The organism is Modestobacter sp. VKM Ac-2984 (assembly GCF_026967985.1).
GTDB lineage: Bacteria > Actinomycetota > Actinomycetes > Mycobacteriales > Geodermatophilaceae > Modestobacter.
In genome coordinates this window covers 191,615-206,467 of sequence record NZ_JAPVBJ010000010.1, presented here as the reverse complement: position 1 = coordinate 206,467, position 14,853 = coordinate 191,615, and the positions used below count along the sequence as shown (strand labels likewise).

The window sequence follows — 14,853 nt, the reverse complement described above, 5'->3', positions numbered from 1 at the left end:
GAGGACCCTGCCCCGTCGTGTCGTTGCTCAGCTCGTTGACCGGGCCCGCCGACCTCCGGGCCCTGCGCCCCGACCAGCTGCCGGTCCTGGCCGGCGAGATCCGCGATGCGCTCGTGGCCGCGGTCGCCAAGACCGGCGGCCACCTGGGCCCGAACCTCGGCGCGGTCGAGCTGACGATCGCCGTCCACCGGGTCTTCGAGTCCCCGCGCGAGCCGGTCATCTTCGACACCGGGCACCAGGCCTACGTGCACAAGCTGCTCACCGGCCGGCAGGACGGCTTCGCCCAGCTCCGCCAGCGCGACGGGCTGTCCGGATACCCCAGTCGGGCCGAGAGCGAGCACGACTGGGTGGAGAACAGCCACGCCTCGACGTCGCTGTCCTACGCCGACGGGCTGGCCAAGGCCTTCGCCGTCCGCGGTGACGTCCGGCCCGTGGTCGCGGTGATCGGCGACGGCGCGCTCACCGGCGGCATGGCCTGGGAGGCGCTGAACAACATCGCCGCCGCGCAGGACCGCCCCGTCGTCATCGTGGTCAACGACAACGGCCGCTCGTACTCCCCGACGATCGGTGGGGTGGCCGACGCACTGGCCACGCTGCGGCTGCGCCCGGGGTACGAGGAGGCGCTGGCCGCCGTCCGGCAGGCCCTGCACCGCGCCCCCGTCGTCGGCACGAAGCTCTACGACGCGCTGCACGCGATCAAGAAGGGGCTCAAGGACGTCCTGGCCCCGCAGGGCATGTTCGAGGACCTCGGCATGAAGTACGTCGGCCCGGTCGACGGCCACGACGTGGAGATGATGGAGTCGGCGTTGCGCCGGGCCCGCTCCTTCGGCGGGCCGGTCATCGTGCACGCCGTCACCACCAAGGGCTTCGGCTACCCGCCGGCGGAGACCGACACCATCGACGCCTGGCACTCCACCGGCGTCTTCGAGCCCGACAGCGGGCTCTCCTCGGCCGCCAAGGGCCCGGAGTGGACCGACGTCTTCGCCGACGAGCTGGTGCGGATCGGCACCGAGCGCTCCGACGTCGTGGCGATCACCGCGGCGATGCTGCACCCGACCGGTCTGGCGCCGTTCGCCGAGCGCTTCCCCGAGCGCACGTACGACGTCGGCATCGCCGAGCAGCACGCGCTGACCTCGGCCGCCGGGCTCGCGATGGGCGGGCTGCACCCCGTCGTCGCCATCTACTCGACCTTCCTGAACCGCGCCTTCGATCAGCTGCTGATGGACGTCGCGCTGCACGGCCAGCCGGTCACCCTCGTGCTGGACCGGGCCGGCGTCACCGGCTCCGACGGCGCCTCGCACAACGGCATGTGGGACATGTCGATCTGCTCGATCGTCCCGGGGCTGCAGCTGGCGGCGCCGCGGGACGAGGCGACGATGCGCGAGGCGCTCCGCGAGTCGGTGCAGGTCTCCGACGGGCCCACCGTCATCCGCTTCCCGAAGGGTGCGCTGCCGCCCGAGGTGCCGGCGATCGAGCGGCGCGGGCGGGTCGACGTGCTGCGCCGCGGCGCGAGCCCCGAGGTGCTGCTGGTCGCCGTCGGCTCCCTGGTGCCGATGTGCCTGGCGGTCGCCGAACGCGCCGCCGACCACGGCATCGAGGTGACCGTGGTCGACCCGCGCTGGGTGATGCCGGTCGCCGACGAGCTGGTCACGCTGGCCGGTGAGCACCGGCTGGTGGTCACCGTCGAGGACGGCGGCCGGGCCGGCGGCGTGGGCACCCTGCTCTCGCAGGCGCTGCAGGACGCCGACTGCGACGTGCCGGTGCGCACGCTGGGCCTGCCGCAGCAGTTCTTCGAGCACGGCAGCCGCGGTCAGGTGCTGGCTGACGTCGGCCTCACCGAGCAGGACGTCGCCCGGCGGATCGTGGAGTGGGCCGCCCGGGTCGCCGACCGCGCCGCGGGGCAGAGCGAGTCCGCCGAGGTCGAGGGCCAGCAGCAGTAGAAGGACCCCCGTGCCCCCACCCCTCGCGCGCTCGCGGTGGGTACCTGCACGGGGGCCGGACGAGCAATCGGAGGTCGACAATCTTCATCATCGCCGAGATCCAGGTGGCGCCGTCCCCGCCCGGCACGCCGGACGACCCGCACGCCTTCGTCGAGGCGGCGATCCGGGTGATCCAGGCCTCCGGGCTGCGGTCGGAGGTCGGGGCGCTGGGCACCACGCTGGAGGGCGACGCCGATGCGGTGTGGGCGACCCTGCGGGCTGCGCACGAGGCGATGATCGCCGCCGGCGCGAACGCCGGGATCTCGCACGTGAAGATCGCCTCGGTGGACCGCACGATGGACAGCCTCACCCACAAGTTCCGCTGAGCGCGACGAGAGCGCCGCACCCCACGGGGGATGCGGCGCTCTCGTCGTCTCCACGCCATGATCGCCGCCCTCACGCGCCGGTCGCCGACCTCACGCTGCGAGGTGAGGTCGGCGACCGGGAGGTGAGTCCGGCGGTCGCCGTCCGTCAGGCGGGCAGGGAGGCCACGCCCTTCGGGAGGAACCGCGCCCCGGTGACGGCCTCGGAGACGCCGGCCCGGTCGAGGTACGCGCTGATCCCGCCGAGCCAGAACGGCCAGCCGGCGCCCAGCAGCATCGCCAGGTCGATGTCCTGCACGGCCTGGACGACCCCCTCCTCCAGCATCAGCCCGATCTCCTCGGCCAGTGCACGCTCGGCCCGGGTGCGCAGCTCCTCGGCGGTCAGCGGGGAGTCGCCGGCGTCGATCCCGGCCAGCTCCGGGTCGATCACGCCGGGCTCGACGAAGACCGAGCTCTTGCCGAGCTCGACCATCCGCCGCAGCCCCGCACCGACGCCGAAGCGGTCGGGGAACGCCTCGTGCATCCGCTCCGCCACGTGCAGCGCGACCGGTGGGCCGACCAGCGTGAGCAGCTCGAAGGGCGTCATCGGCAGGCCCAGCGGCTCCAGGGCCGTCTCGGCGACCGGCACCGGGGTGCCGGCGTCCACGGCGGCGGTGACCTCGCCGAGGAACCGGGTGAGCAGCCGGTTGACCACGAACGCCGGGGCGTCGGCGACCAGCACGCAGGACTTCCCCAGCTGCTTGCCCACGGCGAACGCGGTGGCCAGCGTGGCGTCGTCGGTGCCCTCGGCGCGCACCACCTCCAGCAGCGGCAGCACGGCGACCGGGTTGAAGAAGTGCAGGCCGACGACCCGCTCCGGGTGCTGGAGCCGCGACGCCATCTCGGTCACCGACAGCGCGGAGGTGTTGGTGGCGAGCACGCACTCAGGCGTCACCACCGCCTCCACCTCGGCGAAGACCTGCTGCTTGACCGACAGCTCCTCGAACACCGCCTCGATCACCAGGTCGGCGTCGGCGAAGGCGGCCTTGTCCAGCGACCCGGTGACCAGGCCCTTGAGCCGGTTGAGCGCGTCGGGGGAGAGCCGCCCGCGACCGGCGAGCTTCTCCAGCTCGCCGTGCACGTAGCCGACGCCCTTGTCGACGCGGGCCTGGTCGACGTCGGTGAAAACGACCGGCACCTCCAGCCGGCGGAGGAACAGCAGCGCCAGCTGGGAGGCCATCAGCCCGGCGCCCACGACGCCGACCTTGGTGACCTTCCGGGCCAGCTTCCGGTCCGGGGCCCCGGCCGGCCGCTTGGCCCGCTTGTTGACCAGGTCGAAGGCGTACAGGCCGGCCCGCAGCTCGTCGCTCATCAGCAGGTCGGTGAGCGCGTCGTCCTCGGCCGCCGTGCCGGCGGTGAAGCCGGCGTCACCGGCCCGGGCCAGGTCGAGCAGCTCCACCGCGCGCAGCGCACCGGGGGAGGCGTTGCGGGTCCGGGCGGCGACGAGCTGCCGGGCCCGGGCGATGGCGTCGTCCCAGGTCGACCGGTCGACCTCGGGACGGCGGACGACGACGTCCCCGGCGAGCACCCCGGCCGCCCACTCCAGCGAGCGCTCCAGGAAGTCGGCCGGCTCGAACACCGCGTCGGCGATGCCCAGCTCAGCCGCCTTCGGTGCCGGGGTCACCTTGTTCTGCGCCAGCGCGTTCTCCACGATGACGCCGACCGCGGCGTCGATGCCGATCAGATGCGGCAGCAGCTGGGTGCCGCCCCAGCCGGGCACCAGGCCGAGGAAGACCTCGGGGAAGGCGGCGACGGCGGTGCTGGCGATCGTCCGGTGGTGGCAGTGCAGCGCCAGCTCCAGGCCGCCGCCGAGCGCCGCGCCGTTGACGAACGCGAACGTCGGGATCGTCGACTCCTTGAGCCGGCGGAACACCCGGTGCCCGGTCTCGGCGATCTCCCGTGCGTCGGCAGCCGAGGCGATCGACGGGACGCCGGAGAGGTCGGCGCCGACGGCGAAGATGAACGGCTTCCCGGTGACGGCGATGGCCACCGGTGCGGGGGAGTGGACGTCGATCTCGTCCAGGGCGGCGTCCAGCGAGGCCAGCCCGCCGGGCCCGAAGGTGGACGGGCGGGTGTGGTCGTGCCCGTTGTCCAGGGTGATCAGCGCCAGCTCACCGGTCAGCCCGGGCACCCGCAGGTACCGGACCTTGGCGGCGGTGACGACCTCGTCGGCGAACACGGCGCTCACTTCTGTGCTCCCTCGGTGTGTGCCCCCGACCAGTTCGGGTTCTCCCAGATCACGGTGCCGCCCATGCCGATGCCGATGCACATGGCGGTCAGGCCGTAGCGGACGTCGGGCCGCTCGGCGAACTGCCGGGACAGCTGGGTCATCAGCCGCACGCCGGAGGAGGCCAGCGGATGGCCCACGGCGATCGCGCCGCCCCACGGGTTGACCCGCTCGTCGTCGTCGGCGATGCCGAAGTGGTCCAGGAACGCCAGCACCTGGACGGCGAAGGCCTCGTTGAGCTCGAACAGGCCGATGTCGGTGATCGACAGCCCGGTCCGGGCCAGCGCCTTCTCCGTCGACGGGATCGGCCCCACGCCCATCACCTCGGGCTCCACGCCGGCGAAGCCGAAGCCGACCAGCCGCATGCCGACGTCCAGCCCCAGCTCCTCGGCGACCTCCTCGGCGGCGAGCAGGCAGCCGGTGGCGCCGTCGTTCAGCCCGGCGGCGTTGCCGGCGGTGACGTGGCCGTGCGGCCGGAACGGCGTCTTGAGTGCCGACAGCCCCTCCAGGGTGGTGCCCGGCCGCGGCGGTTCGTCGACGGTGGCCAGGCCCCAACCGGCCTCGGCGGAGCGGGTCGCCACCGGCACCAGCTCGGGACCGATCCGGCCGGCGGCCACCGCTGCGGCGTACTTCTGCTGACTGGCCAGCGCGAAGGCGTCGGCCCGCTCCTTGGTCAGGTGGGGGAACCGGTCGTGCAGGTTCTCCGCGGTCGAGCCCATCACCAGCGCGGAGCCGTCGACGATCTTCTCGCTGACGAACCGCGGGTTCGGGTCGACGCCCTCGCCCATCGGGTGGTGGCCCATGTGCTCGACCCCGCCGGCGATCGCGACGTCGTAGGCGCCGAAGGCGATGCCGCTGGCCGTCGTCGTCACCGCGGTCATCGCCCCGGCGCACATCCGGTCGATGGCGTAGCCGGGCACGCTCTTCGGCAACCCGGCGAGCAGCGCGGCGGTGCGGCCGATGGTCAGGCCCTGGTCACCGATCTGGGTCGTGGCGGCGATGGCCACCTCGTCGACCCGGTCGGCCGGGAGCGCCGGGTTGCGGCGCAGCAGCTCCCGGATGCAGCGCACGACGAGGTCGTCGGCGCGGGTCTCGGCGTAGATGCCCTTCGGGCCCGCCTTGCCGAACGGGGTGCGCACGCCGTCGACGAAGACGACTTCACGCAGGTGGCGCGGCAACCGCTCTCCAGATGACACAGGACCTCCGCGATGAACTCGGTGCAGCCCCGAACAGGGCGGCACGGCGAAGTTACCCGCTGGTAACCCGGGGCTCCACACCCGCGGGGGTGACCGGGGCGTTCCGGGTCACAGTCCGGCAACAGTGCTGCCATGTGCTTGCGGTCACACCGGGAGGCAGTAAACGATCACTTCCGGAAATCTCCCGGATCCAACGAAGGAACGGCAGGTCGAACATGGCGCGACAGCGCACCCTGATGACGGCTCTCGCAGCCTCACTCGTCTTCTCGATGGCCGCCTGCGGCAGTGACGACGACGCCGGCGGTGGCGGCGACGCCGCCGAGGCCGCCGGCAAGGTGGGGGTGATCCTCCCCGACACCGCGTCCTCGGCCCGCTGGGAGAGCGCAGACCGCCCACTGCTCGAGACCGCCTTCGAGGAGGCCGGCGTCGACTACGACATCCAGAACGCCCAGGGCGACGCCCAGCGGATGGCGACGATCGCCGAACAGATGATCACCGGCGGGGCGACCGTCCTGGCGATCACCAACCTCGACTCCGCCTCCGGTGCCGCGATCCAGCGCCAGGCCGAGCAGCAGGGCGTGCAGACGATCGACTACGACCGGCTCACCCTCGGTGGGGAGTCGGACTACTACGTCTCCTTCGACAACACCGAGGTCGGCCGCCTGCAGGGCGAGGGCCTGGCCCAGTGCCTCGGCGACGAGCCGGCGAACATCGCGTTCCTCAACGGCTCGCCGGACGACAACAACGCCACGCTGTTCTCCGAGGGCGCCCACGAGGTGCTCGACCCGATGACCCAGTACACGCAGGTCGCCGAGCAGGCCGTGCCCGAGTGGGACAACCAGCAGGCCGCGACGATCTTCGAGCAGATGTACACCCAGGCCGGGGGCGACATCCAGGGCGTCCTGGCCGCCAACGACGGCCTGGCCAACGCGGTGATCTCCATCCTCTCCCGCAACAACGTGGCGGGCACCGTGCCGGTGACCGGGCAGGACGCCACCACCGAGGGCCTGCAGAACATCCTGGCCGGCAACCAGTGCATGACCGTCTACAAGCCGATCGAGGAGGAGGCCAACGCGCTGGCCGAGCTCGCGGTCGCCCTGGTCAACGGCGAGACGCCGGAGGTCGACGGCGAGGCCGAGGACCCCGAGGGCGACCGCACCGTCCCGGCCGTGCTGCTGGACCCGGTCCCGGTCTTCCGGGACAACGTCAAGGAGGTCGTCGACGACGGCTACGTCGACGCCGCGGACCTGTGCACCGGTGAGTACGCCGCCGCCTGCACCGAGCTCGGCATCCAGTAGTCCACCTGCCAGCAGGGGCGCCCTCTCCGGGGGGCGCCCCTGTCGGCCTGTCCAGGCAAGAAGGGACCCACGTGTCCGCTCCAGAGCGCGATCACGGCACCACGGCCGTCGGCCGGCCCACCCTCGAACTGCGAGGGGTGGACAAGAGCTTCGGCGCCGTCCAGGTGCTGCACGACGTCCACCTCACCGTCTACCCCGGGAAGGTCACCGCACTGGTCGGTGACAACGGAGCGGGCAAGAGCACGCTGATCAAGGGCATCGCGGGCATCCACCCGTTCGACTCGGGCGAGGTGGAGTTCGAGGGCGAGCGAGTCACGCTGCACAGCCCCCGGGACGCCGCCAAGCTCGGGATCGAGGTGGTCTACCAGGACCTCGCGCTGGCCGACAACCTCGACGTCGTCCAGAACATGTTCCTGGGGCGGGAGCGCAAGCGCGGCGTTCTGCTCGATGAGCAGTCGATGGAGGTGGCGGCCAGGGAGACGCTGGCCAAGCTGTCGGTCCGCACCCTGAAGTCCGTCCGGCAGCTGGTGTCCAGCCTCTCCGGCGGACAGCGGCAGACCGTGGCCATCGCCAAGGCCGTGCTGTGGGAGTCCAAGCTCGTCATCCTCGACGAGCCGACCGCGGCACTGGGCGTGGCGCAGACCCGGCAGGTGCTGGACCTGGTCCGCCGGCTGGCCGACGCCGGCCACGCCGTCGTCTTCATCACCCACAACATGGTCGACGTGTTCGAGGTCGCCGACCGGGTGGCCGCGCTGTACCTGGGTCGGGTGGCCGCCGACGTCCCGATCGACCAGGTCGACCGCACCCAGGTCATCGAGCTCATCACCTCCGGCCGGTCCGGTGACCTGGGCCTCTCGGCCGAAGACCTCGAGGACTGAGAGGACGTCATGTCGAGCAACACACTGACCGCCGCCGAGGCGAGCGGTCCGCAGAAGCCCGCCGCCGGCTTCGAGGGCGACCGGCAGGACAACACGCTCGGCGGCGCCGTCCGCGGGTACGTGGACAAGCTGCGCGGCGGTGACCTGGGGGCGCTGCCGGCCGTCCTGGGCATCATCACCCTCGGCATCCTGTTCACGGTGCTGCGGCCGGGCACCTTCCTGAGCCCGATCAACCTGGCGAACCTCGCGGTGCAGGCCACCCCGATCATCGTGCTGGCCATGGGACTGGTCTTCGTCCTGCTGCTGGGCGAGATCGACCTGTCGGCCGGCGTGGTCAGCGGGGTCTGCTCGGCGGTGCTGGCCCAGCTGCTCGTGCAGGCCGGGGTCGGCTGGCCGATCGCGGTCCTGGCCGCGATCGCCACCGGTGCCGTGATCGGGATGTTCACCGGCAGCCTGGTCGGCATGGTGGGCATCCCGTCGTTCGTGGTGACCCTCGCCCTGTTCCTCGGCTGGCAGGGCGTGACCCTGCGGCTGATCGGCCAGGGCGGCACCGTGCCGGTCCGCGAACCGGTGATCCGCGCACTGGCCAACGAGAACCTGCCGCTGGCGGTCGGCTGGGCGCTGGCCGTGCTGGTGGCGGTGGCCTACGCGGTGGTCGAACTCTGGCGCTGGCGGGCCAAGCGGGCCCGGGACCTGGCGCACCAGCCGCTGCTGCTGGTCGTCCTCCGGGTCGTCCTCATGGCCGTGGTGGTGCTGGGCGTGACCGCGATCCTCAGCCAGGACCGGGCGCTGTCGGCGGCGGTCGACCTGGCCGGCATCCCGTACGCCATCCCGCTGGTCATCCTCCTGCTGCTGGTGGTCACGTTCGTGCTGTCCCGCACCAGCTTCGGCCGGCACATGTACGCGGTCGGCGGCAACGCCGAGGCGGCCCGCCGCGCGGGCATCAACGTGACCCGCATCCGGGTGATGGCGTTCGTCATCTCCTCCAGCCTGGCGGCGATCAGCGGCATCCTCGCCACCTCCCGGCTGAGCTCGGTGACGCCGGACGCCGGTGCGGGCAACACGTTGCTGTACGCGGTCGGTGCCGCGGTCATCGGTGGCACCAGCCTCTTCGGCGGGCGCGGACGGGCCCGGGATGCGCTGCTCGGTGGCCTGGTCATCGCGATCATCGCCAACGGGCTGGGGCTGCTCGGCGTGGCGGCGTACCTGAACTTCGTCATCACCGGCGGGGTGCTGCTGCTGGCGGCCTCGGTCGACGCGCTGGCCCGGCGGCGGGCGGCCACGGCGCGCTGACGCAGGGACGACGACGGCGGCCCACGGCCCCGGTGCGCAGTGCTGCACACCGTGCCGTGGGCCGCCGTCGTCCTGCCGGGCCGGGGATCAGCCGGCGATCGCCTCGGTGAGCAGGTCGCGGGTCAGCTCGACCTGCCACTCGCGCGCGCCACCGGCGCGCAGCACCTCCGCCACGGCGGCCGCGTCGGCCGGCCGGGGTGGTGCCCACATCAGCCGCCGGACCAGGTCGGGGGAGAGGACGTTCTCCACCGGCACCGACCACTGCTCCGACACCTGCGCCAGGGCGGTCCGGGCGGCCTTGAGCCGGGTTGCGGCATCGGGGTCGCGGTCGGCCCAGCGGTTCACCGGCGGCGGCCCGTCACCGGGGCGGCTGTGCAGCGGCAGCTGGTCCTCCGGGAGCTCCCGGCCACGGACCAGGGCACCGAACCAGGTGGTCACCAGCTTCCGGTTCGCGCGGCCGCGGAACACCGGGAGCTCCAGCAGCGCGCCCTCGTTCTTCGGGTCGGCCTGGACGGCGGAGACGATGGCGGCGTCGGGCAGCACACGGCCGGGCGCGATGTCGCGTCGCCGGGCCAGCTCGTCGCGGGCCTGCCACAGCGCCCGCACCATGCCCAGCTGGCGCCGGCTGCGCAGGCCGTGCATCCCGGAGGTCTTCCGCCACGGGTCGACCTTGGGCGCCGGGGGGCCGGCGGTGAGGATCGCCGCGAACTCCTGCCGCGCCCACTCGGTCTTGCCCTGCTCCTCCAGGATCTGCGCCAGGGCGTCCCGCAGCTCGACCAGGACCTCGACGTCCAGCGCCGCGTAGACGAGCCAGTCCGCCGGCAGCGGGCGGGTGCTCCAGTCGGCCGCGGAGTGCCCCTTCTGCAGCGAGAGGCCCAGCAGCGACTCGACGACGGCGCCGAGCCCCACGCGGGGCAACCCGGCCAGCCGGGCGGCGAGCTCGGTGTCGAACAGCCGGGTGGGCACCAGGCCCAGCTCGGCCAGGCAGGGCAGGTCCTGGTTGGCCGCGTGCAGCACCCACTCCGCGTCGCCGATCGCGGTCTGCACGGCGGTCAGGTCCGGCAGCGGCACCGGGTCGATCAGGCCGGTGCCGGCGCCGACCCGGCGCAGCTGCACCAGGTAGGCGCTCTGGCCGTAGCGGTAGCCCGAGGCGCGCTCGGCGTCCACGGCGACCGGGCCGCTGCCGGCGGCCAGTGCATCGGCGTAGGCGACCAGCGCGGTGGAGGTCTCGATGACGGGCGGCAGTCCGTCCCGCGGGGCCAGCAGCGGGGTCGGGGGCGGGCCCTCGTCGACGGCGGGCTCCACCGCCGGGTCGGTGGGCAGCTCGGCGTCGGGGTCCGTGCTCACTCGGCGGCCCCTCGGCGGAGGCTCCGTGGCGCCGGATGCGCCCGGTCGCCGGTGCCCGGGCGCGGGCTGTGCGCCAGGTGGCTCTTCTCGGTCAGTGCGGACAGGTCCACCTTCTCGCCGATCTCCTCGTTCGTGCCCCCGCCGGCGACGAGCCGCAGGGCGTCCCGTTCCGGGGCGGACAACTCCCGGACAGCTTCCTCCACCCCGCTGCGGGTGGCCCCGGCGAGCGGGTGGACGAGGACGCCGTCGGACCACGGCTGGCCCTGGGGCATCGACCCTCCCGTGGTCGGACCGGACCGACGACGCAGGTGGTCAGCAGCTGACCACCCGGCGAACGGCCCGGCGTGTCCGCGCATTCGGCCGACGTCCGGTCACGCCGAGTGCAGTACGGCGGGAGTCTAGGCGTCGTCGGTCCCGGCCTGCTCGATCGCGGCGATCAGCCGGATGCCGGGCGGGGGCAGGCCGGCGGCCGTGCCCAGCACCTCGAGGAACGCGGTGAGGTGCCGGTCCAGGTCGGTGCCGTCCGCCGTCCACGAGGCGCGGATCTCGACGTCGACCGAGTGCTCCGGGGCGGCGATCGAACCGAAGCGGGTGGAGGCGGTGCGGGTGACCGTGCCACCGACGGAGTGGTGTGCGCCCCCGGACTCGGCCAGCGCGTCGATCAGCCAGCTCCAGGCGACCTCGGAGAACATGCTGTCGTCGACCATGTCGGAGTCCGTGCTGGCCGAGACGTAGCCGACGCAGCGGGTGGTGCCCTGCCAGGCCTCGTGGCCCTCCGGGTCGAACAGCAGGATGAACCGGCCGCTGGCCAGCTCCTCCTCCTCGTCCTCGGGGTGGCCGACCCGCAGGCCGATCGCGTGGGACCAGGGAGCGAGTCGCTGCGGCGCCGGGATGTGCTCGACGACGACCTCCGGGCGCGGGCGCACCGTCGCCAGGGCCTCCAGGGCGGCCTGGAACGCAGCCGGTCGCTCCGGCGGCGGGGCGCCGTCGTCGAGGCGCTTGCGCTGCTGGGCCACCTGGGCAGGGTAGGTCGCCCGTCACCGCAGCGGAGGCCCCGACGCGCCGCCCCGCCCAGCCGACGCACAGCCGTGACCTCCGCCGTGACCTCGCGCCGTGACCTCGTGCCGTGACCGGCCCGGTGGAGGGGCGGAGCCGACCCCGCCGACGTCTGGGAGGATCGGCGTCCGTGGGAACAGCAGCAGGACCGGCCGCCGACTCCGATCTCGTCCGAGCGACCAGGGGCCTCCCGGTGTCGCGCACGCCGGTCTGGTTCATGCGCCAGGCGGGGCGGTCGCTGCCGGAGTACCGCGCGCTGCGGGAGGGCACCGCGATGCTCGAGGCCTGCCAGGACCCCGACCTGGTCACCGAGATCACCATGCAGCCGGTCCGCCGGCACGGCGTCGACGCGGCCATCCTCTTCTCCGACATCGTGCTGCCCCTGGTGGTGGCCGGGGTCGACATCGAGATCAAGCCGGGCGTCGGGCCCGTGATCGCGTCCCCGGTGCGCACCGTCGCCGACGTCGACGCGCTGCCGCCGCTGGAGCCCGACCGGCTGGACTTCCTCGCCACCGCCGTCCAGCGGCTGGTGGCCGAGCTCGGTGCCACGCCGCTGATCGGCTTCGCCGGGGCGCCCTTCACCCTCGCCACCTACCTGATCGAGGGCGGGCCCTCCAAGGAGCACGCCCGCACCAAGGCCTTCATGTACGCCGAGCCGGCGGCCTGGCAGCGGCTGCTGGAGCGGCTCGCAGTCAGCGCCGCGATGTTCCTGCGGGTGCAGGTGGACGCCGGGGCGAGCGCGGTGCAGCTCTTCGACTCCTGGGCCGGGGTGCTGTCGGCGGCCGACTACGCCGGCCGGGTGCTGCCGCACTCGCGTGCCGTCTTCGACGGGCTGGCCCGCCCGGAGGTGCCGAAGGTGCACTTCGGCGTGGGCACGGGGGAGCTGCTGCCGTTGATCGGGGACGCCGGGGCGGACGTCGTCGGCGTCGACTGGCGGGTCCCGCTGGACGAGGCCGCCCGCCGCGTCGGTCCGGGGTACTCGCTGCAGGGCAACCTCGACCCCGCCGTCCTGCTGGCCGACCGGGAGACCGTCGACCGCGAGGTGCGCCGCATCGTGGAGCAGGGCCGGGCCGCCCGCGGGCACGTGTTCAACCTCGGCCACGGCGTGCTGCCGGACACCGACCCCGGCGTGCTGACCCACGTCGTGGAGCTGGTGCACGAGCTCACCGCGCAGTGACGTCCCCCGCCCGCACCACCCCGGCGACCGCTCCCCGGCTGGTCGTCGTGGGCGCCGGGATCACCGGGCTCACCGCAGCGTTCGAGTGGCACCGCGCCCACCCGGACGGCGAGGTCGTCGTCCTGGAGGCCGGCGGGCGGATCGGCGGCAAGCTGGACCGGGTCGACCTCGCCGGTCGCTGGTACGACACCGGCCCCGAGGCGGTGCTCGCCCGGGTGCCCGAGGCGGTCGAGCTGATCGAGCAGCTCGGCCTGGCCGACCAGCTGGTGTCGGCGCGGACCACCCAGGCCGCCATCGTGCTGCCCGAGGGCCGGTTCCCGCTCCCGGCCGGCACGCTGCAGGGGGTGCCGACGACCGCCGACGGGCTGGACGGCGTGCTCACCCCCGCCGGCGTCGCCCGGCTCCGGGCCGAGGCCGAGCTGCCCCCGCTGCAGCTGGACGGCGACGTCTCCGTCGGTGGCCTGCTGCGGGAACGGCTGGGCGACGAGGTGGTCGACCGGCTGGTCGAGCCGCTGCTCGGCGGGGTCTACGCCGGTCGCCCCGACGACCTCTCCCTCGCCGCGACCATGCCCGCGCTCGCCGCCGAGCTGCCGGCGGCCACCTCGCTGCTGGGCGCCGCCGTCGCCGCCCGGGACGCCGGGGCGCGCAGCCGCGGCGACGTCGACGGACCGGTGTTCGTCACCGTCCGCGAGGGCGTCGGCTCACTGCCCGCCGCCCTGGTGCACGCCTCGGGGGCCGACGTCCGGCTGCACACCCGGGTGGCGGCGCTGCGCCGCACCGCGGGCGGGTTCGAGCTGGACGTCGACGGCGGCGGGACGCTGACCGCGGACGCCGTCGTGCTGGCCACGCCGGCCGGCCCGACCGCGCGGCTGCTCGCCGACGTCGCCCCCGACGCGGTCGAGCCGCTGGCGGGCATCCCGTACGCGTCGATGGCCGTGGTCGCGATGGCGTTCCCCGACCAGCCGGTCGCCGCCGGCTCGGGGCTGCTCGTGCCGCCAGTGACCGGCCGGCTGGTCAAGGGCGTCACCGTCTCCTCGTCCAAGTGGCCGCACCTGTCCGGCCCCGAGGGTGCGCCGGTGCTGCGGGTCCGCTCGTCGGTGGGCCGGTTCGGCGACGACGCCGCCCTGCAGTGGGACGACGCCGAGCTCACCGCCGCGGTGGTCGCCGACGTCGCCGAGCTCCTCGACCTCGGCCGGCCCGAACCGGTACAGACCGAGCTGGTGCGCTGGGTCGACGGGCTGCCGCAGTACCTGGTCGGCCACCCGCAGCGCGTCGCGGCGATCCGCTCGGCGGTCGACGCCGTCCCCGGGCTCGCCGTGGCCGGGGCCGCCTACGGCGGGGTCGGCGTGCCTGCCTGCATCCGCGACGCCCGCCGGGCGGTCCGGGCCCTGGCCTGACGCGCGACTCCCGCCGGACGCACGGCTCGGGCCGGACGCACCGGAGGCCGGCACCCCGATCGGGGTGCCGGCCTCCGGTGGGAGTGCAGCGGGCTCAGTTCTGCGCTGCCTCGGCCTGCCACATCCAGTGGTGCTTCTCGAGGGCCCCGGTGATCTCGATGATCAGGTCCTGGGTGACCTCGTCGTCCTCGGTCGCCTCGATGCGGTCGCGCATCCGGGCCACGACCAGCGTGAAGACATCGACGAAGTAGCGGATCGCGTCGTCGGCGTGCACCCACTCCACCGGCGGCTGGGGGATGCCGCTGGACTGCACCGTGCCGGCGCGGCCGTCGGGCAGCACGCCGATCGCGGCGGCCCGCTCGGCGGCGGTGTCCTGGTACTCGCGGGCGGTGTCGACGACGTCGTCCAGCTGCAGGTGGATGCTGCGGAAGTTGCGGCCCACCAGCGTCCAGTGCACCTGCTTGCCGATCAGGCTCAGGTCGATCAGGTCGACGACGGCGCCCTGCAGCGCCTCGCCGGTGACCTTCTGGACGTCCTCGGACAACGGGCTCTGGATCACGGCCATGCTGTTCCTCCTACGGTCGGGAAGGTGTCCTCCGGTACAAGATCCGGACGGGGGGTGTTGTTCCCGGTCCGGGCGAGC

At 73.8% G+C, this 14,853-nt stretch carries 13 protein-coding genes; 7 read left to right on the top strand and 6 right to left on the bottom strand.

The window, feature by feature from the left end; genetic code table 11:
- Nucleotides 1–17: 17 nt before the first annotated feature.
- Nucleotides 18–1,940, top strand: a complete 1,923-nt coding sequence (gene dxs, locus O2W16_RS19355; protein ID WP_269160464.1) for a 1-deoxy-D-xylulose-5-phosphate synthase — start codon at nt 18–20, stop codon at nt 1,938–1,940.
- 104 nt (nt 1,941–2,044) lie between these two features.
- Nucleotides 2,045–2,305, top strand: a complete 261-nt coding sequence (locus O2W16_RS19350) for a thiamine-binding protein (RefSeq protein WP_269160463.1) — start codon at nt 2,045–2,047, stop codon at nt 2,303–2,305.
- A gap of 145 nt (nt 2,306–2,450) precedes the next feature.
- Here the strand turns inward: O2W16_RS19350 and O2W16_RS19345 are convergent, their stop codons facing one another.
- Nucleotides 2,451–4,529, bottom strand: coding sequence for a 3-hydroxyacyl-CoA dehydrogenase NAD-binding domain-containing protein (locus tag O2W16_RS19345; RefSeq protein ID WP_269160462.1), 2,079 nt, complete (start codon nt 4,527–4,529; stop codon nt 2,451–2,453).
- Nucleotides 4,526–5,746, bottom strand: coding sequence for a thiolase family protein (locus tag O2W16_RS19340; RefSeq protein ID WP_269160461.1), 1,221 nt, complete (start codon nt 5,744–5,746; stop codon nt 4,526–4,528). Before O2W16_RS19340 ends, O2W16_RS19345 begins: the two co-directional genes overlap by 4 nt.
- Nucleotides 5,747–6,000: 254 nt before the next feature.
- On the opposite strand from O2W16_RS19340, the gene O2W16_RS19335 reads away from it, so the two are divergent.
- The 3 genes from O2W16_RS19335 to O2W16_RS19325 all read left to right on the top strand — a co-directional run bounded on the left by O2W16_RS19335 (nt 6,001) and on the right by O2W16_RS19325 (nt 9,233).
- On the top strand, nt 6,001–7,062 hold the full coding sequence (locus O2W16_RS19335) for a sugar ABC transporter substrate-binding protein (RefSeq protein WP_269160460.1): 1,062 nt from the start codon (nt 6,001–6,003) through the stop codon (nt 7,060–7,062).
- 71 nt (nt 7,063–7,133) lie between these two features.
- Nucleotides 7,134–7,940: an ATP-binding cassette domain-containing protein gene (locus O2W16_RS19330; protein WP_269160459.1), complete on the top strand. Its 807-nt coding sequence runs from the start codon at nt 7,134–7,136 to the stop codon at nt 7,938–7,940.
- Nucleotides 7,941–7,949: 9 nt separating this feature from the next.
- Nucleotides 7,950–9,233 carry a sugar ABC transporter permease gene (locus O2W16_RS19325; RefSeq protein ID WP_269160458.1) on the top strand — a complete coding sequence of 428 codons (1,284 nt, stop codon included), beginning with the start codon at nt 7,950–7,952 and terminating at the stop codon, nt 9,231–9,233.
- A gap of 87 nt (nt 9,234–9,320) precedes the next feature.
- Here O2W16_RS19325 and O2W16_RS19320 read toward each other — a convergent pair whose 3' ends face one another.
- The 3 genes from O2W16_RS19320 to O2W16_RS19310 form a co-directional block, all read right to left on the bottom strand.
- On the bottom strand, nt 9,321–10,580 hold the full coding sequence (locus tag O2W16_RS19320) for a ribonuclease D (RefSeq protein WP_269160457.1): 1,260 nt from the start codon (nt 10,578–10,580) through the stop codon (nt 9,321–9,323).
- The gene (locus O2W16_RS19315; protein WP_269160456.1) at nt 10,577–10,852 is read right to left on the bottom strand and encodes a LuxR C-terminal-related transcriptional regulator; all 276 of its coding nucleotides are present in this window, start codon (nt 10,850–10,852) and stop codon (nt 10,577–10,579) included. The genes O2W16_RS19320 and O2W16_RS19315 overlap by 4 nt, the downstream gene beginning before the upstream one ends.
- A gap of 126 nt (nt 10,853–10,978) precedes the next feature.
- Nucleotides 10,979–11,596, bottom strand: coding sequence for a DUF3000 domain-containing protein (locus O2W16_RS19310; protein ID WP_269160455.1), 618 nt, complete (start codon nt 11,594–11,596; stop codon nt 10,979–10,981).
- Between the two features lie 110 nt (nt 11,597–11,706).
- On the opposite strand from O2W16_RS19310, the gene hemE reads away from it, so the two are divergent.
- Both hemE and hemG read left to right on the top strand, forming a co-directional pair.
- A complete protein-coding gene (hemE, locus tag O2W16_RS19305; RefSeq protein ID WP_331253771.1) occupies nt 11,707–12,813 on the top strand; it encodes a uroporphyrinogen decarboxylase in 1,107 nt (368 codons plus the stop codon).
- On the top strand, nt 12,810–14,210 hold the full coding sequence (gene hemG / locus O2W16_RS19300; RefSeq protein WP_269160453.1) for a protoporphyrinogen oxidase: 1,401 nt from the start codon (nt 12,810–12,812) through the stop codon (nt 14,208–14,210). Before hemE ends, hemG begins: the two co-directional genes overlap by 4 nt.
- 94 nt (nt 14,211–14,304) lie before the next feature.
- On the opposite strand, the gene O2W16_RS19295 is transcribed toward hemG, so the two are convergent.
- Nucleotides 14,305–14,775, bottom strand: coding sequence for a Dps family protein (locus O2W16_RS19295; protein WP_269160452.1), 471 nt, complete (start codon nt 14,773–14,775; stop codon nt 14,305–14,307).
- Nucleotides 14,776–14,853: the final 78 nt, after the last annotated feature.

Excerpts from the sequence above, each read along its gene's own strand:
- O2W16_RS19325 (WP_269160458.1), top strand. The coding sequence starts at position 7,950 with ATGTCGAGCAACACACTGACCGCCGCCGAGGCGAGCGGTCCGCAGAAG.
- O2W16_RS19335 (WP_269160460.1), top strand. The coding sequence starts at position 6,001 with ATGACGGCTCTCGCAGCCTCACTCGTCTTCTCGATGGCCGCCTGCGGC.
- O2W16_RS19295 (WP_269160452.1), bottom strand. The coding sequence starts at position 14,775 with ATGGCCGTGATCCAGAGCCCGTTGTCCGAGGACGTCCAGAAGGTCACC.
- O2W16_RS19315 (WP_269160456.1), bottom strand. The coding sequence starts at position 10,852 with ATGCCCCAGGGCCAGCCGTGGTCCGACGGCGTCCTCGTCCACCCGCTC.